Raw genomic sequence first — 20394 nt, 5'->3', positions numbered from 1 at the left:
AGTTTCCGATATATTAAAGCAGAAATCATAGTTATTTTAGGGGGGCTCGACATTATGAGACCATTTTATTTATATTTAATGAAATTTCGACAACCAAAGGAAATTGATTCAATCACTAAATTTGCCAATCATGCCTATCAGGATCATGGCTTTCCAAAACAGTCGACTGATTATAATGAAGTGAGCAGTTATTTAGAATTGAATGCAGACTATCTCGAAAGTATGTCAGTATTCGATCATGCATGGGAACAATATGTCCAAATAGAAGAAGGACTCCTATTGGGAGATCAGGAATAGGGAGGATCGGAAGGATGCTTAAAAGCCTTCAAACCCGAATTTTGCTTTATTCTTTACTTATAGCAAGTGTTCCTGTTCTGATATTGGGAATCATATCCTATGAATCACAACGGTCCCTGCTGGAAAAGGAAGCAAAAAATGCCTTGAATGCAGGTTCGATGAATATTGTAAATGAAGCATATAGCTATTTGAACGAACGGATCAGTGATGTGAAGTTAATGAGTACGAATTCGGTAATCATCAATCCTGACTCTTCAAAAGAAGAGAAGTCAGTTGAACTAAAAAAGTTTATCGATGCAAAAGGAAATTATTACGGTGTCTTACATTTGGATATGGAAGGTAATGTCATTGCAGATACCTCCAATAAAATGATCGGGGATAACCTCGCGAAGAGAATATGGTTCAAAGAGGCCAAAGAAGGTCATGAATTCCTTTCTGACGTATATAAAACCCAGGCTTACTCAGAACCCATAATTGCTTTAAGTGCGCCGGTATATGATAGTACAGGGAAGATGACCGGTGTTGTGTCTCCAGCTTTCCGGTTGGAAGGGCTTTGGGAGATGATGGAGAAAAAGGCTAATGAAATTAGCGATAAATACCCAGTGGACTTATTCATGATTAATCAGGACGGTACCATGATTTCGAAAAAAAAACCACATGGCGTCATTCAGGATTCAGCCTTGGAGGAAATGGGATTAACGAAGGAACAACTGATGGAAGCTTCGTTATCGGATGAATTGTACAGTGCAGAGAATGGGGAAAAAATCCATTCTATCCAGCCTGTCCATACGATAGCACAAACGGAGAATAAGTGGTTTGTTGTTGTTGGGGCAGATAAGAAACAGGTGTTTCAGCCTTTGAATGACCTTTTATCACGGTATCTGACCATATACAGCATCGTATTTGTTTCTATCATTCTGGCAGTCTATTTACTTACAAAGACTCTTGTGCGTCCAGTTCAAGATCTTGTCGAAGCGACTGAAGATTTCATTGAAGGGAAGGAATTCGTCGTTTCCCATAAAAGAAGCTTCGAAGAAATGGAAAAATTGAATCTCGCCTTTCTAAGAATGATGGAAACGATAGAAGATCGTGAAAAGGAAATCGTCCGTACAGAAAAATTAAAATATGTTGGCCAGCTTGCTGCCGGGGTCGCCCATGAAATCAGGAACCCGCTGACGACAATAAAGGGCTTTTTCCAACTATTGAAGAGCCAGGATCATGATAAAACATTAATAGAAAAATATAGTGATGTCATGCTGCATGAAGTGGATCGGGTCAATGTATTCGTGACACAACTTCTTGATTTGGCTAAACCTCATCAATTAGAATGGGAGAAAATAGATTTAAAAGATTTCCTTGATGAAATTATAGATACCTATACTTCTTCAATTCCTAGTTCTCCTGTAAAATTAATTAATGGAGTGACACAATCCGTCTTTGTTTATTCAGACAAAAACCGGTTAAGACAGGTCCTCTTGAATGTCCTGAATAATTCTTCTGAAGCTATCGAAGCAAAAGGCCAGATTGAACTACACCTGACTGCCGTGTCCCAATATGTAAAATTAATGATCAGAGATGATGGAAAAGGCATCAGTCCCGAGAATTTTAAAAAAATCGGCATGCCCTTTTATACCACTAAACCTGATGGAAACGGCTTAGGTGTAGCGACCTGCATCCAGATAATGGAGGAATTAAAAGGGAGATTCCAAATTGAGAGCGTTTACGACGAAGGAACGAAAGTGACGCTCATAATCCCTACTACGAACCGTCTCATAAAATGAGACGGCTTTTTGGTTGTAGTAAAATAATGTACAGGGTTTTTTCATTCCTCTTTAATAAAATGGCAAGTTACTTATCTAAATGAGCAAAATGCCCTCTCTTTTCCATTAACCTCCATGTTTGTTTGTGCATATAATTTACTAATCAACGATAAGGACCATATTGGGGGATGTCTCTTATGGGCAAAAAAAAACAGCCGAAATATAAATTAGGCGATACAGTCGTAATAACAATGTATGGGACAGTCGGGAAAATAACCGATGTCAAATTTCTCGATGGTGCTTATGTGTATGAAGTGAACTATAGTGAAGGTCTTTATATCGAAAAAACATTGCAATCCATAAATGAATATGAAGGAGAAATCCTTTATCAAAAAGAACAAATCGATATTGAATATAAATATTTATTAGGTGACTTAGTCCAGGTAGATGGATATGAACAGGATTATTTCAAGATAATCGGTTATCGAACGGAGATTTGGCGCTATAAGGAAAATGCCTGGGAGGATGTAATCTATGAGTTATCAAGAATCTCGGATGGTGAATGGCTTGAAGCGCATGAAGAAGAACTGACTTTGATAGCCGATGCTAAACGTGCAGATGGGATCATTAAAAAGTTAGGACTGCTCCTTTCTAAAAAGAATAATGAGCTTGCTATCATTGCTAAACAAAACAACCCTGGTAAAGGTGAGCGAGAAATGACAATGACAAAAAATGAAAAAAAGGAAATGATTGATGGACTGTTGGATTTATATAATGATTATTGTAAGCTCTATGAACATTTTGGCGATGATGAATATCGTCATATCATGAAGATTGCCCTTGCTAAAATTGAAAAAGCGGCAGAGGAAATTTACCCAGATCATAAAAAAAAGCAAACGAAGTGAAAAGTATGCCAAACTTTAAAGGGTCAATTTCCAAGTTTCTTAAAAAACCATATAATTGGCCGAGAAGGGACCATGGTAAATGTAGGTCCTTAAAATGATTTTCCATAATGGAATGCCTTACTGGAATATTTGTCTCTACACACTCATAGACCTTTAATTAAGGGGGCGATGATTTGCGAGAAATTGAGGTTTTTATTGATACAGAAGAGATAGCGGAATTCTTTTTTCAAGAATTGATAAGACGGGGCTATCTTCCAACAGAAGCTGAAGTTGAAGATCTTGCTGACATCACATTCGAGTATCTTCTTGAAAAATGCATAATTGATGAAGAAGTCGATGAGTAACCTGTCATACGACGGTTAGCAGCTTCCTTTCCCTTAATTTTAAAAACCATTAAAAAAAGACGGCGGACCTCCGCCGTTTTGTTTGCAATTTAGAAGAGGGTGCCAAAAGCCTTTTCTTGATTACCAGTTTTCCTTATCTTTTAAGTCTCTAGGATAAGGTTCAATTTTCCTAACTTGTGGCTGATATGGTATAGTAGTTTTTGAATATCATTTCAACCACAAGTTAAGGAGGACATAGTTGTATGAGCGTACATATTGGTGCAAAAGAAAATGAAATTGCGGAAACGGTCTTACTTCCTGGGGATCCGTTGCGTGCAAAATATATTGCTGAAACATTTTTAGAAGATGCTAAACTTTACAATGAAGTTCGTAACATGTTTGGATATACAGGAACGTATAAAGGGAAACGAATTTCTGTCCAAGGCACAGGCATGGGTGTCCCATCCATTTCCATCTACGTAAATGAATTGATGAACAGCTATAATGTCCAGAAACTGATTCGTGTGGGAACTGCAGGGGCCATTCAAAAAGATGTAAAAGTCAGGGATGTAATCCTTGCGATGAGTGCTTCCACCGATTCCCAAATGAACCGTATGACTTTCGGAGGAGTGGACTTTGCCCCAACCGCGGATTTCGATTTACTAAGAAAAGCTTATGATGCGGGTACAGCTAAGGGCTTGCAATTGAAGGTCGGCAATGTATTTACGGCCGATCAGTTTTATAACGATAATAGTGAATTGGAAAAATGGGCAAAATACCAAATCCTTGCGATAGAAATGGAATCAGCAGCCCTATACACGCTTGCTGCTAAATTTGGCCGCCAAGCTTTATCTGTATTAACCATTTCCGATCACATCTTAACCGGTGAGGAAACATCGTCGGATGAGCGCCAGTCAACTTTTAACGAAATGGTTGAAGTGGCATTGGAAGCAGCTATCCAAGACTGATAATTGGCTGTGTTACGGCGGGTGACCAGGAATAAGTGATGCTGGATAATGAAAGTTGGGATAGAGGCTCATTCATTCCTTGGTATCCGCATTTTTGTAATGTCGAGGCTCATTCAGGAATTGCCTGGGTGTCCTTAGTGTTCCATTTGATTTACCGTTTACTGAGGGTTAAAAAAATACATATGATCATAAGTTGTTATTTTTGATAACAATTATTTATCGATTGGCATGAAAGCTGATAAAATAGAATGAAATCGTTTATATCGTCATGAAGAATGAAAGTGGTGAGGCTAAGTGGAAGAAGAAAATCAAAAACAGCCAAAAGAGGCAGGGAAATTCATTAAAATAAAGAAGTTTACGTTCATTATGGGGATTTTCTTAGTCATATTTCTAACAGCAGGGATTACTACAATAGCCTTGACCTTTGGAGATGAAAAAGTAGAGTCATTAGCACCTGATAAACATGCGGAATTTGAAAAGCTGTATTCTACATACGATACAATAAAGGGTAATTACTATGAAAAGATTGATCAAGACAAGCTGGTTGACGGGGCAATTAATGGAATGATTAAATCATTGGATGACCCTTACTCTGCATATATGGATAAAAAGGAAGCATCTAGTTTCCATGAGAGCATCTCTTCATCTTTTGAAGGAATCGGTGCAGAGATTCAGGAGCAAGATGGAAAAATCATGGTCGTCTCACCAATAAAAGGGTCCCCAGCAGAAAAAGCAGGGGTAAAGCCGAATGATATCATTTTGAGTGTGAACGGTAAAAGCGTTGAAGGACTAAGCTCTTCTGAAGCTGTCCTGAAAATCAGGGGCAAAAAAGGTACGAAAGTGGATTTGTCCATCTCAAGAGCTGGTGAGTCGGAACCGATTGAGCTCACGATTAAACGTGATACAATTCCGATTGAAACAGTTTATGCGGAAATGCTTGATGATGGAGTTGCAAAAATTCAAGTGACCAGTTTTTCCGAACATACAGTCCAAGAGCTGAAAACGTCGCTTGAAGAGATGTCGAAGAAGGATATGAAGGGTCTGGTATTGGATTTGCGAGGAAACCCAGGGGGACTGCTTGACCAAGCAATAGAAATGGCAAGCCTGTTCATACCTAATGGGAAAGTGGTCCTTCAAGTTGAGGATCGCAACGGGAAAAAAGAAGTCTATAAATCGAAGAATGATGGAGAGCTGAAGATACCGGTAGTCGTGTTGATTGATGATGGCAGTGCCAGCGCTTCTGAAATTGTTGCGGCCGCTGTCAGTGAATCTGCGGACATTCCTTTGATCGGTGTCAAATCATTTGGAAAAGGGACTGTGCAGACTGCCCAAGACTTTGATGATGGGTCTAACTTCAAATATACGGCAGCCAAATGGTTGACTCCTAAAGGCAATTGGATTCATAAGAAAGGGATCAAGCCGGATATTACTGTGAAGCTTCCTGATTATGCCAGCCTTCCGTACATTTCGCCTGATAAGGAATTGAAAGCATCTGATTCCTCCAGTGAAGTGAAAGCAGCCGAAGAGATGCTGAAGGTAGCAGGCCATGATCCTGGTAAGATAGATGGATTCTTTGATGAAGCAACTACAAATGCGGTTAAAGCGTTCCAAAGGGAACAAAAAATTAAAGAAACTGGTACCATCAAAGATGATACTACCGTGAAATTGATGCAGGTCATACGGGAAAAAATACTAAAAAACGACACACAAGTGAAAAAAGCGGTTGAAGTATTAAAGAAAGAAATCAAATAAATGGAAAAGCCTGTCAGCGATTATCGATGGCAGGCTTTTTTGTCGTTCAATGAATAGTATTCCAATATAAGGTAAAAGATATGGTTAATTTTCCGATGAGGTGAGGTAATGAAAGAAAAGGTACTGTTCATATATCTAATGGTCTGGATTCTGGCAGGTTGCACCTATGCGCCTTTACCCAAACAAAATGGAAATGCAGGTACGGAAAAAAAGATAACCAAAGAAATGATCCAAGAAGGCGTGAAAACATTTCTGTTAATTGGTGTTGATTCTCGCGGGGAGGAAAAATCTCGATCAGATGCGATTATACTGGCAAAATACTTTCCAGAGCAGGAAAAACTAAAGCTGGCTTCCATTATGCGTGATAGTTATGTGAAAATCCCTGGGGATAAATCAGCATATAACAAAATAAATGCTGCTTATTATTATGGTGGAAAGGAGCTGCTAAAGAAAACCATTCAGGAAAACCTTGATGTCAAGGTCGATCATGTTGCAGTAATTGACTTTCAGGGATTTGTGAAGATGGTGGATTTGCTTGCCCCTGAGGGGGTAGTGGTGGATGTGGATCAGGAAATTATTGATGATATGAGTATTCAAGCAAGCGTTGGTAAAAATGTTTTACATGGTGAGGAAATATTGAAATATGTCCGTTTTAGACATGACGATGAAAGTGATTTTGGAAGGGTAGAGCGTCAACAGGAAGTATTGGTTCAATTAAAATCAGCGTTTATAAATCAAATCTCGTCCTTCGAAGGTATAGCGGCCCTTCCTAGTATAATCGAACAAGGACTTTCCTATTTAAATACTGATATTGGGGTGAAAACGATAATGGAAATGGGTCCAGAAGCCGTCTTCCATACACCGGACACCGTTGAAACTCTAAGGATCCCCGTAGAAGGAAGCTATAAAGATGAAATATATCCCCATACCGGAGCCGTGTTGGAAATGGACTATACTAAAAATAAGAAGGCACTTCAAGAATTTTTTACAAAATAAGAATAACTATTCATCATTTGTTATCGAAAACATCAATCGAAAGAGGTGATTTGTTCAAATCACTTAAATTATTTTATAATAGACCTCGCAAGAATATTACTATTTGATCTTCTTTTAAAAAACGAGAGGGATACTTAAATCCGTCTCGTCTTTTTATATCAATAAAATGACCTGGATCACTTAACAAAATGCGGAATGTTTTTTACAAAATCAGATCCAATGATGCCGTTTTCTGTAATGATGCCGGTAATTAGCTGATTCGGTGTAACGTCAAAGGCTGGATTGAATGTCTTCACGTTTTCCGGAGCGATCCGTACACCTTGAATGAAGGTGATTTCCGCTTCATCCCGTTCTTCGATCGGGATGGATGAGCCGGATTTGATAGAAAGGTCGAATGTGCTTGATGGAGCAGCCACATAAAAAGGGATACTAAAGTGCCTAGCTAATATGGCCAATCCCAATGTCCCGATTTTATTGGCTGTATCACCATTAGCCGCAATTCTGTCGGCCCCAACTATAATTCCATTGATCCGTTTCTGAAGAATCGTATGTGCAGCCATATTATCAGATATTAATGTGACGTCAACCCCTGATTGCATCAGTTCCCAAGCAGTCAAACGCGCCCCTTGCAGGACAGGTCTGGTTTCACAAGCGTACACTTTTAGCGGAAAGCCCCTTTCTTTTGCAAGGTGGAATGGAGCCAAGGCTGTTCCATAACGGGCTGTGGCAATCCCACCAGCGTTGCAATGCGTTAGGATGGAATCACCTTTAGCGAATAAGGATAAACCATGTTCCCCAATTTTCCTGCACATTTCTTCATCCTCAGTAAAGATGGCTTTGGCCTCGGTTACAAGTGCTTCCTTGGCAGCTGAAATGCTTTGTGCTGCTTGCAAGGTGCTTTCCATCCTCCGTAATGCCCAAAAAAGGTTGACCGCAGTAGGCCTGGAAGAGGCGAGCTTTTCAATATGCCCCGTTACATTCTTCTTGAATTCCCCTAATTCAGTGGTTGTTTCCTGTTTGGCACCAAGTGCAACGCCAAATGCTGCCGTCAGTCCGATTGCTGGGGCGCCGCGTACCTTTAATGTCAAAATGCTGTCGTATACATCATCAACTGAATGAAGTTCAATGAATTCAGTTAAGGAAGGCAGGGCCTGTTGATTTAATAATGTAATATGGGTATCATCCCATTGGACTGAATATGGTAAGGGTGCTAGTGTCGTCATGTACAGGTCTCCTTTTAAAGGGTTGAATAAAATGGAAGTGTATGGTTTTTCAACGCATCAATGACAGCTGGAACATCCAATTCTTCCCGTTTTTTAATTAAAAAAGCACCAATCTTCAATGTTGTCGTTTTCGCAGCGATTCTAGATTCTTTATCTTCAATGACATTTAGATCGGCAACATGGGAAAGGCCAATGGTTCGCCGAATCAATTCGCATCCGGCAAAACCGAATGCGTCCCTTTTGAATTTAGCCAGTAAATAAGGTAGATAACCCTTCACATTGCGGAATGGGCTTATATTTTGGGTGTTCCATAGTTCAGTATATGCTTCTTCAAAGGCATTCCAAAATTGATGGAGGTGTGTGAAAATCTCTTCCTTTCCAGGGCCATTACGTGTGACTGCCTGAAAAAGAAGGTTGGCTGTGTATTGACCTAGGTCAAAACCAACTGGGCCATAAAAAGCAAATTCTGCATCAATAACCTTTGTTTCAGTTTCACTTGCAAATATACTTCCTGTATGTAAATCTCCATGAAGCAAGGATTCCTGCTCGGTTTCAAAGCTTTGTTTCAGCTTGGCGACTTCAAGTATCACATCTTGATCATTCCAAATACTTTTGGCGGCATCAGTCAATTCCACCTCGAAATCTCCGGGGAGCTCCTCGAAAAAAGGATCCGTGAAAATGTAGACTTCAGTGATTCTGCAAAGCTCCGGATTCGTGAAGTGTCGGGCCACTTCTTTTTTCGCAGAGGGTTCTAAATGATAATCGGATGTATAAAATGCCGTCTTCGCTACATACTCACCGATATGCTGTGAAAGCAATGGATATGGATCACCATCGATTAATCCTGTTCTAACGATTTTCAAGTGCGATAAATCTTCCATGACTGTGATCGCAAGCTGTTCATCCGAATAATAGACTTGCGGTACGAATTCGGGGCAATAGCTTTTGAAATGAATAAGTGCATTCGCTTCAATGGCAGCCCTTTTCAATGTCAGCGGCCAGCTTTCGCCAATTACCTTGGCATATGGGACAGCCTGTTTGATTATTATTCCTTTATTTGTATCAGTTTCTGTAATATGAAAAACATAATTTAAGTTACCATCTCCGATTTCTTTACAGTTTAAACTGGCATCCGCATTGACCAACCCAAGTTTTTTTGCAAAGGTTATAGCTGTTTCGTTTGTCAATCTTTTAAAATTCGAATGGTTTTGAGTCATTTTTTTCCCTCCAGGTTCAAAATAAGAATAAAAAAGCCTCTTTCATATAGAAAGAGGCAGAAGTTTTGGCTTCGGACCTCTCATCTCCCAGAAAAATGAATTCTGGTGGAATTAGCACCGTGCTCTGTGGATTTTATAATCCGGCGGTGGATCCGCCCCATTTCACAATGGTATTACAGTCGGTTGCTGGGCTTCATAGGGCCTTTATCCCTCAGCCTGCTCTTGATAAGAGTATATGTATTCTGAAATTTTAATCTTCGGGAAAATAATATCAACTTTTTAAATAGTTTGTCAATGGGGAAATTAATAAAAGTCCGGCCGGCGATCTTCGAATACAGGTATTTTGTTACGTGCTTCCGTAACTTTAGTGAAGTCCAAGGTGCCTGTCAATAGTTCGTTTTCTTCTCCCGCTTCACTTACGATAACTCCCCATGGATCAATAATCAAGGAATGACCAGCAAATATATTATTGATATCCGAACCTGAACGATTAACGGCTACAACATAGGCTTGGTTCTCGATGGCACGACTAATCAATAAGGCTCTCCAGTGATCGAGTCTGGGCTTAGGCCATTCTGCGGTTACGAATAGAACTTCGGCACCTTGAACAGCATGGGCTCGCTGCCATTCCGGGAAGCGGATGTCATAACAAATGAATCCAGCACATATTTTTTCATCAAGAGTGAATAAACCTTCTTTTTCACCTGGCTGCAGGTAGCGATGTTCATCCATCAATTGAAATAAGTGAAGCTTATCATACTCTTTAATGAGTTTTCCATCCTTATTGATGATGATCATGGTGTTATAGATACCCATGCTCGTTTTTTTGGCAATGGAACCGCCTACGATGTGAATCTCGTGTTTCCTTGCCTGTGTTTTAAGGAATTCAATCGTTTTTTCCGCCTCTTGATCAGCAATCTCATTTAACCTGGTCAAGTCGTATCCAGTTGTCCAAAGCTCTGGTAAAATGACGATATCGGGTTCTGACCGTGCTGCTTCTTCCAACCATTGTTCCGCAACCTGAAAATTGATATCCGGTTGCCCGAATGCTATATCCATTTGAATACAGGCTATTTTCCACTTCATCGTTTAAAACCCCCACATGTAAAAAATGCTTTACAAGACTATGATAAACATATATCATTTGTGACTAGAATTTCAAGAAATTTCAGAGAAGGTGTATAAATGTTGCAATTCGAAAAATCCGGAAAGCTTCAGGACCTGCCAAAGCAGTTTTTTGCCTCACTTGTCGCAAAAGTCAATGCGATTACGGCGCAAGGACATGATGTCATTAATTTAGGCCAGGGAAATCCTGATCAACCTACGCCTGAACATATCGTGAAAAGTTTACAGACTGCTGCTGAAAGATCGATTAATCATAAATATTCACCATTCCGGGGACATCAATATTTAAAGGATGCCGCTGCCGTCTTTTATGAACGTGAATATGGAGTCAAGCTGGATCCAAATAGTGAAGTGGCGATTCTCTTTGGAGGAAAGGCAGGTCTTGTCGAACTGCCGCAGTGTTTATTAAATCCAGGTGATACGATCCTGGTTCCTGATCCCGGCTATCCGGATTATCTTTCAGGTGTAGTGTTAGCCCAGGCAAAAACCGAATTCATGCCCTTGACAGAAGAAAATGGTTTTCTTCCGAATTACAAAGTTATACATAAAGACGTGCTTGATAAAGCCAAAATGATGTTCTTGAACTATCCGAATAACCCCACTGGTGCTTCTGCAACTGAAAGTTTTTTTTATGAAACCGTCTCCCACGCAAGAGAGCATTCAATTTGTGTGGTCCACGATTTCGCTTATGGAGCGATAGGGTTCGACGGAAAAAAACCGACAAGCTTTCTCCAGGCAAAGGGAGCGAAGGATGTAGGAATAGAAATATACACACTATCGAAAACATACAATATGGCAGGGTGGAGAGTTGGCTTCGCAATGGGGAATAAAAGTGTCATAGAGGCTCTTGAACTATTACAAGACCATCTTTATGTGAGTCTCTTCCCGGCGATACAGGAAGCAGCGGCAAGTGCATTGCTTGACTCGCAGAGCTGTGTAGAGGAATTAGTGAAGATGTATGAGGGGCGCAGGAATGTTTTCATTGAGGGATTAAGGGCAATCGGCTGGGAAGTCAAAGCTCCTGAAGCATCGTTTTTTGCCTGGCTCAAGGTACCAAAAGGCTTTACGTCAGAGAGTTTTGCAGACTATTTATTAACGCATGCCCACGTAGCTGTTGCCGCAGGAAATGGATTCGGTGAATTTGGCGAGGGTTACGTAAGGGTAGGGCTTCTGACTTCGGAAGAGCGGTTAAAAGAGGCTGTGGAACGAATTCGCACACTAAACTTGTTTTAACGAAGGATTGAGGTATCCAATGTATCCCACCGTTAAATGGTTAAAAACGTATTGACAAAGTATGGAATACCTGTCAGAATACAAAATAAATTCTAAATCTTTCGATATTTGTAACTATATATCAGCGTTTTCTTATTTTGAGCAGGTGGAGGGACTAGCCCTATGAAGCCCAGCAACCGACCGTAATTCCATTGTAAAATGGGGCGGAATTCTTCGCCGGATTTTCATGAAATCCACAAGGCACGGTGCTAATTCTTGCAGCCAATGGCTGGGAGATAAGAAGATGGCTTTTTAAGCCTCTTCTTATATGAAGGGGCTTTTGCCATTTAGAGCAATGCCAGGTTAATGACTTCGAGAGTTTACTAACGTGTAATAGGAGTGATCAGATGAGCGAGATAGTCGCTACTTATTTAATTCATGACTTTAATGGAAATCATGAGAAAAAAGCAGAGAGCATTGCCTTAGGTTTGACTGTGGGGACATGGACGGACCTGCCCCAATTGGTCCAGAAGCAACTGGAAAAGCATAAGGGACGTGTAGTATCCGTAACGCCACTATCTGAAGAAGAGAGGGCAAACGGCTACTTTAATCGTAAAGTGTACCGTTCGCTAATTAAAATTGCCTATCCGGCTGGGAATTTCTCTAATGATTTACCTGCAATCCTTACGACGGTCTTCGGCAAACTTTCATTGGACGGTGAAATAAAACTGATCGACCTGGATTTTGTCGGTGCTATTCAAAAAGCGTTCCCGGGACCGCAATTTGGCATTACAGGCATAAGGGAAAAGATTGAGGTATTTAACAGGCCCCTGGTGATGAGCATCTTTAAAGGTGTATTGGGAAGGGATCTAACCTTCCATAATGAGCAACTGAAGCAACAAGCGTTAGGAGGTGTTGACCTAGTTAAAGATGATGAGATTCTCTTTGACCAGGAACAGACTCCATTTTTCGATAGAATAAAAACGGGAAAAAGAATTTTGAATGAAGTCTTTGAAACGACTGGCCACCGAACTTTATATGCTGTCAATCTATCAGGGAAAACATTTGATTTATTGGATAAGGCGAAGCAAGCGGCTGAAGCAGGGGCAGATGCTTTATTGTTCAACGTTCATACATATGGTTTGGATGTATTGCAAGCCTTAAGTGAACATGATCATATCAAACTACCGATCATGGCGCACCCCGCATATAGCGGGGCATTGGCATCTTCATCATTTTATGGGATAGGCTATCCATTATTGCTTGGTAAATTAGTGAGGTTATCAGGAGCGGATTTATCCTTGTTCCCATCACCTTATGGAAATGTCGCACTTGAAAAAAAGGAAACATTAGCGATTGCTGAAGCTCTTACAAAAGATGAATTTTCATGGAAAAAGGCCTTCCCTGTACCTTCTGCAGGCATTCATCCAGGCATGGTTCCCGACCTGATCAAGGATTTTGGGCTGGACAGTGTCATTAATGCCGGAGGTGGAATTCACGGACACCCTGACGGAGCAGAGGGCGGGGCCAAGGCTTTCCGTTCTGCTGTTGAAGCCGTACTAGCAGGAAAGGACCTATCAGAAGCGGCGGCTGAGGAAGAAGGACTAAAAAAAGCTCTTGTTTTATGGGGAGGCTTGTAAGAAATAATGAAACCGATCATCTTTTGCGATTTCGATGGAACGATCACCAACACAGATAATATCATTTCTATCATGAAAAAATTTGCGCCACCGGAGTGGGAAAAGTTGAAAGACGATGTCCTTCAGCAAAAAATCAGTATATCTTCAGGGGTCGGTGATATGTTTTCCTTGCTTGATAGTGGCTTGAAGGATGACATCATTCAATATGTATGCGAGACGGCCGGCATTCGTCCAGGATTTAATGAATTCGTTGAGTATACGAAAAAAGCCAACATCCCTTTATATATTGTAAGTGGAGGCATGGATTTTTTCATTGCACCTCTTTTAAATGATATCTTGCCAGCAGATTCCGTTTATTGCAACAATGCATTTTTCAATAAGGAAAAGATTTATATTGAGTGGCCCCACGCTTGTGATGACCAATGTAATAAGGATTGCGGTTGCTGTAAGCCATCAATTATGAGGGGAATTGCGAGTGCGGGTGATTTTAAGCTCGTTATTGGAGATTCAGTAACGGATTTTGAAGCGGCAAAACAGGCCGATTTTGTCATAGCCCGTGACATGCTGCTTGAGAATTGTGATAGAGAAGGGATTCCTCATCAAGGTTTTGAGACGTTTTATGATGTAATTGATATTTTAAAGCGGCGGGAGGAGGTAAAGGCGTGAACACACATACTGAAGAATGGCTGGAGCTAGCCGATATTAAAGCTGAACTGGCCCAAAGGGATTGGTTTATGGGAACAAGCGGGAACTTGTCCATCCGCGAGCCCAAAAGTCCTTTCTTTTATATTTCGGCAAGCGGTAAGGATAAAAGGAAGCAATCGGATTCGGACTTTTTATTGGTGGATTTAAAAGGAAAACCAGTTGAAGAAACGGAGCTAAGACCATCGGCCGAAACTTTGCTTCATACCGTTATTTACGGGAAAACCAATGCGAACTGTGTACTCCATGTCCATACAGTTGAAAATAATGTGATATCCGAATTGTACGGAGATGAAGGTCAGGTTTCTTTTCATAATCATGAAATCATAAAAGCGACCGGACGGTGGGATGAAGATTCAGAGCTTCGGATTCCAATAATATATAATCACGCTGACATTCAACAGTTATCCGATAAGTTCAAGCAACATGTCGAAGAAGACTCTGGCGCCGTGCTGATCCGCAATCATGGAATTACGGTTTGGGGTATAAGCGGACTCGAAGCAAAAAGAATACTTGAAGCTTGCGAATTTTTATTTCAATATCAACTGTTGCTTAATCAACAAAAGGCGTTTGCAGGTTCTTTAAGATAAAAGATCCTAGAGGAGGATGAATGATGGCGATGATTAGGTTCCATGAAACAAACGAGGTTATTGAAAACGGTGAACAGGTAAAAGGCTTTTTAGAAACACAAGGGGTTATTTATGAACAATGGGACATTTCGAAATTACCGGCCCATCTTGTGGAAAAATACGATCTGACAGATGCTGACAAAGAGGAAATCCTTTTAACTTTCAAATCTGAGATAGCGGAAATTTCCGAAAGAAGAGGCTATAAAGCTCAAGATATCATCACATTATCCGATGCAAATCCAAACTTGGATCAAATGCTTGAAAACTTTAAGCAGGAACACCACCATGAAGATGATGAAGTGCGTTTCATAGCAGGCGGAACCAGTATTTTTGCCATTGAGGGCAGCGATAAGCAGTGGTTTGATGTACGGCTTAATCCAGGAGATCTTATTAGTGTACCAGAATCCACACGGCATTATTTCACGCTGGCAGAAGATAGAAAAACTGTAGCTGTCCGTATTTTCGTTACAGCGGCAGGATGGGTGCCGATTTACGAAAAAGACGAAGTTCAAGCATGAATCATTGTCGAAAAACCAGCTTACGGGCTGGTTTTTTATGTGGTTCGGGCAAGTGCTTTTAAAAGATAAGTATGATAAAATTTAACGGAATCGAATTTTACAGGATCATGGGAGCAGATACAAATGAAAACAACCGAAGTTTACATATTAGGAGGATTTCTCGGCAGCGGGAAAACGACGCTTCTACGAAATATATTAAAACAGGAAAGTGAAGCAAATAGGAAAGTGGCCGTCCTTTTGAATGAGCTCGGCAGTGTATCGGTGGACAGCGGCCTGATTGGTGATGAAGTGCCATTGAAGGAGTTGTTTGACGGGTGCATTTGCTGCACCATTCAGGATAAGCTGGAGGTTCAGCTTCATGAATTGCTAACTGAAAACAACCTGGACGCCGTTTATATTGAAACGACGGGCGCAGCCCATCCAGTTGAAGTATTGGATGGCATCATGTCGCCGCTTTTCGCCAAAAGACTGGATTATAAAGGGATTATAACGGTCGTCGATTTACTACGGTGGCGCGATCGGGAAGAACTGTCTCCGCAGCTTCGGCAGTTGCTTGCTGAGCAAATCCACCATGCGGATTTCATATTATTGAATAAAGTGGACCTTGTAAGTGAGATGGAGGCCGCACAGCTGATATATTCGATACAGGCGCTTAACACCGATGCTGTTTGTTTATTGACGGAGTATGCGGCCATTTCCTTGATATCGTTGCAGCAGATGCAAAGAAAACGGCAAAATGGCCATCAAAAGCTTGATGTACACGACCATTTGCATTTAACTGCAGTGGTCCACACATTTGAGGGTGCCGTGGCACAAACTGACTTTGAAGATTGGCTTAGGGGCCTTCCGGAAACGGTCTATCGAATGAAAGGATACATTTCCTTTACACATTCACAACTCCCCCATTTATTCCAATACTCATACGGAATGCCGATGTATATGAATGAAATGATGAAAATGCCATTGAATATCGTCATTATCGGTGAAAAGTTGGATAGGGAAATTATCATCGGCCAGTTGAAGGCTTTGGAAGCGAAAGCGGCCCAATAAACGTCTGCCGTCCATTAAAGAGAAACATAAAAGGAGACTTTCTTATCAAGGAGGCGGTAATATTGCCATGGAATAAGAATGATTATCCGAATTCGATGAAAAATCTAGATGAAGATTTAGGGAAAAGGCCATTGAAATCGAGAATGCATTATTGGATGATGGATATGGGGATGGAAAAGTCATTCCAATTGCCATAGACCGCAGCTAAAATGTCGGTGGGAAAAGATTGAAAAAATGGTCAGACCATAAATGGGTCTGACCATTTTCATTGTTGCAATCCAAAGGCGGCAAATGTCTTTTCGTCTTCAATTAATCCGCACGCAGCACATTGCACCCGAATTTCTGGACCATTATATGCTAGATGGAAAGGCTGAAGCGAATCGTTCGAATATTGTTCAACGATCTCACCGGATTGCGGATCCTTTTTAATGGGGGTTGATACTTGCTTAATGAGATTGAAGCGAGATTTATTTGTCCGGCAATTCGGACAGCGGTATACTTGAGACAATTTACTCACTCCTTTTTTTGAATTTTTTATTGCGTAATCGTAATATTAAGTTAGTCTTTACAAACTTGATTAATAATATGTATAAATTAGTGATGGATGGAAGGGATAATATGAAAGATAATGTCAGGCAAGAAGCAGTACTGGAGGCTTATTTAAGTTTATGGAATAATCGTAAGGTGCCGGATGGAGGTGGAAGGGAAGTATTATCGGAACTAATTCGCCGCGAGCTTTTAGATGAAAATGCACACCCCCGTGCCCGGAAACCAGTACTGGAAAAGTTTTACCTCTGTATTAAACGCGTGATGGGTTCTGCGCTTTCAGAAGAAATGAAAAACGCGATCGTCATATCCTATGTCACTGAATTGGAAAGGTTATGATTCCAGTTGTGATACGGATGCTTGTTTAGAGAATATTCTTTTCCGCTTCATACTTTTTTCACAAATCATTGTTAAAATTTAAAAAAAATAGATATTTAATGAATAAGGAGCTTAAAATATGAAGTGGGGCATTGGGCTTTTTCTTGCCATCTTACTGCTTACTGGGTGTAATGGCAGTAATACATTTACAAAAATAAATAAAAGTAAATCTTTCTTGGCGACAGTCAATATCAAGGATACCTCCCTGACTTTCATAGATGAAAACTATCATCCATTTGCCAAATGGGATATTTCAGAACCATTTACCGGAGCCCTGCTCCTGGCAGACAAAGATACTATCTTGCTTTATGGAAAGGATATGGAGAAAGTCCAAGTGTACTCTTTATCAGAAGGAAAACTGATAAACAGTTGGGAAATTGGGAAAGGGATCGTCAATATGCAGTTATTACATGATGGAAAAAGCATCGTGGCAGTCAATCAATCGAATCACTCCATTTATTTTTTAAATGATGAAGGTGAGGAACAGGATATAGTCAGTGTCGGTAAAAGCCCTTTGACCGTTCTTCAGGGTGTGCAAGCGAATCGCTTGTATGTAATTAATTTTGGGGATACCAAATGTTCAGTGATAAATCTTGAAACGAAAAAGGTTGAATTCGAATTTCCCATACATAGTTCCAGCACTGGCTCATTATTGAGGGAAGAAAAGGATGAAATATGGATCGGAGGACACGGTCATGGAGATCAAGTGGAAGAAGATCTATATATTTATTCGGCAAAAACGGGAGAGTTGAAGAAAAAGTTGAAGGCTCCCACCATGCCGATAAAGTTCCTGGAGAATGCTGAAGGCATTTTTGTCCTTAGTCATGGCACAAGCTCCTTATATAAATTGAATGATCAATATGAGGAAGTGAAAAGCAAGGTGGTCGGCGTCAACCCTTTTGAAATGGCAAACTTTAACGAAGATGTGGTCGTAGCTGGATATGATAGTGATGAAGTGTATGTAGTGGATGCTGGAACAGTCGATGTTAAAAAAACGATCAAAGTCGGCGAAGGTCCATTCCAATTGATGTTGAGGGAGTAGTTGACATGCATGTTTACACCATTTTAGTCGTGGATGATGAAGAGGATATGCGGAATCTAGTTGAAATGTATTTGCTGAACTCAGGTTATCGATGCCTTCAAGCTGCGAATGGAAAAGAAGCCATTAGTATGGTTGAAACACATGAAGTGGATTTAATCCTACTGGATATCATGATGCCAGGTATGGACGGTTTCTCGGTATGTGAAAAGATTCGTGATAATTGGGAGATCCCTGTAATATTTGTCAGTGCGAAAGGTGAAGAGTGGGATATGGTGAAAGGGCTGAAGCTCGGCGGGGACGATTATATCGTCAAACCGTTCAATCCAGGAGAATTGGTCGCTAGGGTCGAAGCGGTATTGCGAAGGACAGGCAAACTATCATTGAAAGAAGAGGATCTAAACCAAGTGCGATTCGGTAAAATTAGCTTAAACTTACAATCCAGAACGGTTTTGGTGGAAGGGACCCCTATCAATTTAACCTTGAAAGAATTCGAGTTGCTCTTATTCCTCATGCGTCATAAAAGTCAGGCACTTAGCCGTGAACAACTGCTTGAAAATGTATGGAGCGGGGAGTATGGGGGGTCTTTACGTACCGTGGATACCCATATCAAAACTTTACGAATGAAATTAAGCGCGGCCGATTACATTCAAACCGTCTGGGGAATCGGGTATAAGATAGAGGAAAAGAAATGATTAATAAATGGAGGTCCCTCTCTTTTAAATTATGGCTTACCATCATCACCGCCATCATCCTGTCCGTGCTGTTCGCTTACTCCCTTTCCCAATATTATTATAAAAACCTTTATGTGGAGAAGCTTAAAACAGATTTAGTCAATGAAGCGTCATTGCTTGGTGAGGATTATACCGGCGGTGAAATCAGTGAAGACTTCAAGCAAAAAGTTGAATGGTTTAACAGTAAGAATGACAGCGAGGTCTTTGTCGTCAGCAATCCCAGGGAATTGAGTGCCTGTCTCCCTTTTGAAATCAATTATGACACCCTCATTTCTGAAGAGGAACGGCAAATGCTTTTAGACGGGAAAGCCGTTGAAAAAGAGGGGTACGAGAAAAGGTTTAAAAAGAACATCGTAGCGGCCATCATACCCCTGATTGACGGAGATCGCCTCGAAGGCATCATCTATACGTATATTCCAGTGGATTCTATTACGGTCTTGCTTAAGGAATTTGCTGCAAAGTGGATGGCAGCGGTTCTTTTATTCTTGATTGTCGCGATTTTTTTTACTACGAAATGGTTGAAAAAGCTAATCAGTCCAATCAAGGACATCGAGACTGCTGCCCATCGAGTCTCAGAGGGCAATTATGACATACAGGTTCAGGTAAGGAGTCATGATGAAATAGGTAAACTGGCAAAAGCCTTTAATGATATGGCTAACTCCATCCATTTGGAAGAAGAAAGAAAAAAAGAGTTTCTTGAAAATGTTGCACATGAGCTTAGAACCCCGCTTAGTTACGTAAAGGGATACACGCAGGCCATTTTGGATGGTGTAGTGAAAAATGATGAAGAGGAACGTAAATACCTTCAACTAATTTCAAGGGAAGCTCTTAGGCTGCAGCGGCTTGTAGGAGATTTGATGGATTTATCAAAAATGGATAGTGATCCACTCATGTTATTTAAAACCCCGATTGCCTTTGCTCAATTCATTGAAGATGTGCTTGTGATTTATGAACCTATAATAAAAGAAAAGCAATTGGACTTGCAAATTGATCTGGATCCGGACCCGATTATTATTGGGGATGAAGGCAGGATGGAACAAATCTTACATAACATTTTTGACAATGCCATTCAGTATACGGAGCCTGGAGGATCAATCAATATTACCTTGATTCAGCATAAAGAAAATTGCGAACTGGTGGTTACTGACACGGGTAATGGGATTCCTGAAGCGGATCTACCATATGTAATGAATCGCTTTTACCGGGTGAACAAAGCACGCAGCCGTTTTGATGGCGGGTCAGGGCTTGGGCTGTCCATCGTCAAAAAATTGGTGGAATTGCAAAATGGCAATATCGAAATAGAAAGTAAAGAAAAAATAGGAACAAAAGTCAGGGTAGTGCTACCTATAATAGGAGAAGAATTGAATTCATAAAAAGGGG

Annotated in this window: 22 protein-coding genes and 2 riboswitches; of the genes, 18 read left to right on the top strand and 4 right to left on the bottom strand. The window is 40.7% G+C overall.

The genetic code is table 11. The features are described from left to right. Positions 1 to 54: 54 nt before the first annotated feature. From ACFX4X_RS04345 to ACFX4X_RS04315, 7 genes are all read left to right on the top strand, one after another. Complete coding sequence (locus ACFX4X_RS04345) at positions 55 to 297, top strand: YozE family protein (protein WP_061463589.1); 243 nt, start codon at positions 55 to 57, stop codon at positions 295 to 297. A gap of 14 nt (positions 298 to 311) precedes the next feature. Then, positions 312 to 2078, top strand: coding sequence for an ATP-binding protein (locus tag ACFX4X_RS04340; RefSeq protein WP_377381922.1), 1767 nt, complete (start codon positions 312 to 314; stop codon positions 2076 to 2078). Between the two features lie 176 nt (positions 2079 to 2254). Further along, positions 2255 to 2962 carry a hypothetical protein gene (locus ACFX4X_RS04335; protein WP_061463587.1) on the top strand — a complete coding sequence of 236 codons (708 nt, stop codon included), beginning with the start codon at positions 2255 to 2257 and terminating at the stop codon, positions 2960 to 2962. Between the two features lie 173 nt (positions 2963 to 3135). Continuing rightward, on the top strand, positions 3136 to 3306 hold the full coding sequence (locus ACFX4X_RS04330) for a YozD family protein (RefSeq protein ID WP_064505166.1): 171 nt from the start codon (positions 3136 to 3138) through the stop codon (positions 3304 to 3306). A gap of 242 nt (positions 3307 to 3548) precedes the next feature. Then, complete coding sequence (deoD, locus tag ACFX4X_RS04325; protein ID WP_061463586.1) at positions 3549 to 4253, top strand: purine-nucleoside phosphorylase; 705 nt, start codon at positions 3549 to 3551, stop codon at positions 4251 to 4253. 294 nt (positions 4254 to 4547) lie between these two features. After that, a complete protein-coding gene (locus ACFX4X_RS04320; protein ID WP_284470449.1) occupies positions 4548 to 6005 on the top strand; it encodes a lmo1851 family serine protease in 1458 nt (485 codons plus the stop codon). Positions 6006 to 6113: 108 nt separating this feature from the next. After that, the gene (locus tag ACFX4X_RS04315) at positions 6114 to 7001 is read left to right on the top strand and encodes an LCP family protein (RefSeq protein ID WP_377381917.1); all 888 of its coding nucleotides are present in this window, start codon (positions 6114 to 6116) and stop codon (positions 6999 to 7001) included. 176 nt (positions 7002 to 7177) lie between these two features. Here ACFX4X_RS04315 and mtnA read toward each other — a convergent pair whose 3' ends face one another. From mtnA to ACFX4X_RS04300, 3 genes are all read right to left on the bottom strand, one after another. Next, positions 7178 to 8224, bottom strand: a complete 1047-nt coding sequence (mtnA, locus tag ACFX4X_RS04310) for an S-methyl-5-thioribose-1-phosphate isomerase (RefSeq protein ID WP_317777003.1) — start codon at positions 8222 to 8224, stop codon at positions 7178 to 7180. Between the two features lie 14 nt (positions 8225 to 8238). Beyond that, positions 8239 to 9441, bottom strand: coding sequence for an S-methyl-5-thioribose kinase (gene mtnK / locus ACFX4X_RS04305; protein ID WP_377381913.1), 1203 nt, complete (start codon positions 9439 to 9441; stop codon positions 8239 to 8241). Positions 9442 to 9518: 77 nt separating this feature from the next. Continuing rightward, positions 9519 to 9673: riboswitch (SAM riboswitch) on the bottom strand. A gap of 71 nt (positions 9674 to 9744) precedes the next feature. Further along, positions 9745 to 10527, bottom strand: coding sequence for a carbon-nitrogen family hydrolase (locus tag ACFX4X_RS04300; protein ID WP_377381910.1), 783 nt, complete (start codon positions 10525 to 10527; stop codon positions 9745 to 9747). A gap of 99 nt (positions 10528 to 10626) precedes the next feature. Between ACFX4X_RS04300 and ACFX4X_RS04295 the strand changes: the two genes are divergently transcribed. From ACFX4X_RS04295 to ACFX4X_RS04265, 7 genes are all read left to right on the top strand, one after another. Continuing rightward, on the top strand, positions 10627 to 11799 hold the full coding sequence (locus ACFX4X_RS04295; protein ID WP_377381907.1) for a pyridoxal phosphate-dependent aminotransferase: 1173 nt from the start codon (positions 10627 to 10629) through the stop codon (positions 11797 to 11799). Between the two features lie 129 nt (positions 11800 to 11928). Continuing rightward, positions 11929 to 12081: riboswitch (SAM riboswitch) on the top strand. Between the two features lie 104 nt (positions 12082 to 12185). Further along, positions 12186 to 13418: a 2,3-diketo-5-methylthiopentyl-1-phosphate enolase gene (gene mtnW, locus ACFX4X_RS04290; protein WP_061463579.1), complete on the top strand. Its 1233-nt coding sequence runs from the start codon at positions 12186 to 12188 to the stop codon at positions 13416 to 13418. Positions 13419 to 13424: 6 nt separating this feature from the next. Next, positions 13425 to 14084 carry a 2-hydroxy-3-keto-5-methylthiopentenyl-1-phosphate phosphatase gene (locus ACFX4X_RS04285; protein ID WP_284470454.1) on the top strand — a complete coding sequence of 220 codons (660 nt, stop codon included), beginning with the start codon at positions 13425 to 13427 and terminating at the stop codon, positions 14082 to 14084. After that, positions 14081 to 14710 (top strand): methylthioribulose 1-phosphate dehydratase, encoded by a 630-nt coding sequence (locus ACFX4X_RS04280; RefSeq protein WP_377381902.1) that lies wholly within the window; start codon positions 14081 to 14083, stop codon positions 14708 to 14710. The genes ACFX4X_RS04285 and ACFX4X_RS04280 overlap by 4 nt, the downstream gene beginning before the upstream one ends. Positions 14711 to 14733: 23 nt before the next feature. Continuing rightward, on the top strand, positions 14734 to 15267 hold the full coding sequence (locus tag ACFX4X_RS04275) for a cupin domain-containing protein (RefSeq protein ID WP_061463576.1): 534 nt from the start codon (positions 14734 to 14736) through the stop codon (positions 15265 to 15267). 123 nt (positions 15268 to 15390) lie between these two features. Next, complete coding sequence (locus ACFX4X_RS04270; protein WP_284470456.1) at positions 15391 to 16317, top strand: CobW family GTP-binding protein; 927 nt, start codon at positions 15391 to 15393, stop codon at positions 16315 to 16317. A 62-nt stretch (positions 16318 to 16379) separates the two neighbouring features. Next, positions 16380 to 16514 carry a hypothetical protein gene (locus ACFX4X_RS04265; RefSeq protein WP_284470457.1) on the top strand — a complete coding sequence of 45 codons (135 nt, stop codon included), beginning with the start codon at positions 16380 to 16382 and terminating at the stop codon, positions 16512 to 16514. Positions 16515 to 16582: 68 nt separating this feature from the next. On the opposite strand, the gene ACFX4X_RS04260 is transcribed toward ACFX4X_RS04265, so the two are convergent. Next, a complete protein-coding gene (locus ACFX4X_RS04260; RefSeq protein WP_061463574.1) occupies positions 16583 to 16825 on the bottom strand; it encodes a hypothetical protein in 243 nt (80 codons plus the stop codon). Positions 16826 to 16935: 110 nt separating this feature from the next. On the opposite strand from ACFX4X_RS04260, the gene ACFX4X_RS04255 reads away from it, so the two are divergent. From ACFX4X_RS04255 to ACFX4X_RS04240, 4 genes are all read left to right on the top strand, one after another. Next, positions 16936 to 17202, top strand: a complete 267-nt coding sequence (locus ACFX4X_RS04255; RefSeq protein ID WP_089364061.1) for a hypothetical protein — start codon at positions 16936 to 16938, stop codon at positions 17200 to 17202. Positions 17203 to 17320: 118 nt separating this feature from the next. Continuing rightward, a complete protein-coding gene (locus ACFX4X_RS04250; RefSeq protein WP_317776997.1) occupies positions 17321 to 18283 on the top strand; it encodes a YncE family protein in 963 nt (320 codons plus the stop codon). A gap of 5 nt (positions 18284 to 18288) precedes the next feature. Further along, positions 18289 to 18975: a response regulator transcription factor gene (locus tag ACFX4X_RS04245; protein WP_061463571.1), complete on the top strand. Its 687-nt coding sequence runs from the start codon at positions 18289 to 18291 to the stop codon at positions 18973 to 18975. Further along, entirely contained in the window at positions 18972 to 20387 is a 1416-nt protein-coding gene (locus tag ACFX4X_RS04240) for a sensor histidine kinase (protein ID WP_377381894.1), read from the top strand. Before ACFX4X_RS04245 ends, ACFX4X_RS04240 begins: the two co-directional genes overlap by 4 nt. Positions 20388 to 20394 lie beyond the last annotated feature (7 nt).

It is taken from the genome of Peribacillus sp. YIM B13481, assembly GCF_042787985.1.
Classification (GTDB): domain Bacteria; phylum Bacillota; class Bacilli; order Bacillales; family DSM-1321; genus Peribacillus; species Peribacillus simplex_A.
The sequence above is the reverse complement of the archived record's forward strand: the minus strand, read 5'-3'. Positions and strand labels throughout refer to the sequence as shown.

What these genes read in the sequence shown, in the direction of transcription:
- ACFX4X_RS04295 (WP_377381907.1), top strand. Translation starts at nt 10,627, where the DNA reads ATGTTGCAATTCGAAAAATCCGGAAAGCTTCAGGACCTGCCAAAGCAG.
- ACFX4X_RS04345 (WP_061463589.1), top strand. Translation starts at nt 55, where the DNA reads ATGAGACCATTTTATTTATATTTAATGAAATTTCGACAACCAAAGGAA.
- deoD (WP_061463586.1), top strand. Translation starts at nt 3,549, where the DNA reads ATGAGCGTACATATTGGTGCAAAAGAAAATGAAATTGCGGAAACGGTC.
- mtnW (WP_061463579.1), top strand. Translation starts at nt 12,186, where the DNA reads ATGAGCGAGATAGTCGCTACTTATTTAATTCATGACTTTAATGGAAAT.
- ACFX4X_RS04340 (WP_377381922.1), top strand. Translation starts at nt 312, where the DNA reads ATGCTTAAAAGCCTTCAAACCCGAATTTTGCTTTATTCTTTACTTATA.
- ACFX4X_RS04275 (WP_061463576.1), top strand. Translation starts at nt 14,734, where the DNA reads ATGGCGATGATTAGGTTCCATGAAACAAACGAGGTTATTGAAAACGGT.
- ACFX4X_RS04250 (WP_317776997.1), top strand. Translation starts at nt 17,321, where the DNA reads ATGAAGTGGGGCATTGGGCTTTTTCTTGCCATCTTACTGCTTACTGGG.
- mtnA (WP_317777003.1), bottom strand. Translation starts at nt 8,224, where the DNA reads ATGACGACACTAGCACCCTTACCATATTCAGTCCAATGGGATGATACC.
- ACFX4X_RS04285 (WP_284470454.1), top strand. Translation starts at nt 13,425, where the DNA reads ATGAAACCGATCATCTTTTGCGATTTCGATGGAACGATCACCAACACA.
- mtnK (WP_377381913.1), bottom strand. Translation starts at nt 9,441, where the DNA reads ATGACTCAAAACCATTCGAATTTTAAAAGATTGACAAACGAAACAGCT.
- ACFX4X_RS04270 (WP_284470456.1), top strand. Translation starts at nt 15,391, where the DNA reads ATGAAAACAACCGAAGTTTACATATTAGGAGGATTTCTCGGCAGCGGG.
- ACFX4X_RS04315 (WP_377381917.1), top strand. Translation starts at nt 6,114, where the DNA reads ATGAAAGAAAAGGTACTGTTCATATATCTAATGGTCTGGATTCTGGCA.
- ACFX4X_RS04245 (WP_061463571.1), top strand. Translation starts at nt 18,289, where the DNA reads ATGCATGTTTACACCATTTTAGTCGTGGATGATGAAGAGGATATGCGG.
- ACFX4X_RS04255 (WP_089364061.1), top strand. Translation starts at nt 16,936, where the DNA reads ATGAAAGATAATGTCAGGCAAGAAGCAGTACTGGAGGCTTATTTAAGT.
- ACFX4X_RS04300 (WP_377381910.1), bottom strand. Translation starts at nt 10,527, where the DNA reads ATGAAGTGGAAAATAGCCTGTATTCAAATGGATATAGCATTCGGGCAA.
- ACFX4X_RS04240 (WP_377381894.1), top strand. Translation starts at nt 18,972, where the DNA reads ATGATTAATAAATGGAGGTCCCTCTCTTTTAAATTATGGCTTACCATC.
- ACFX4X_RS04335 (WP_061463587.1), top strand. Translation starts at nt 2,255, where the DNA reads ATGGGCAAAAAAAAACAGCCGAAATATAAATTAGGCGATACAGTCGTA.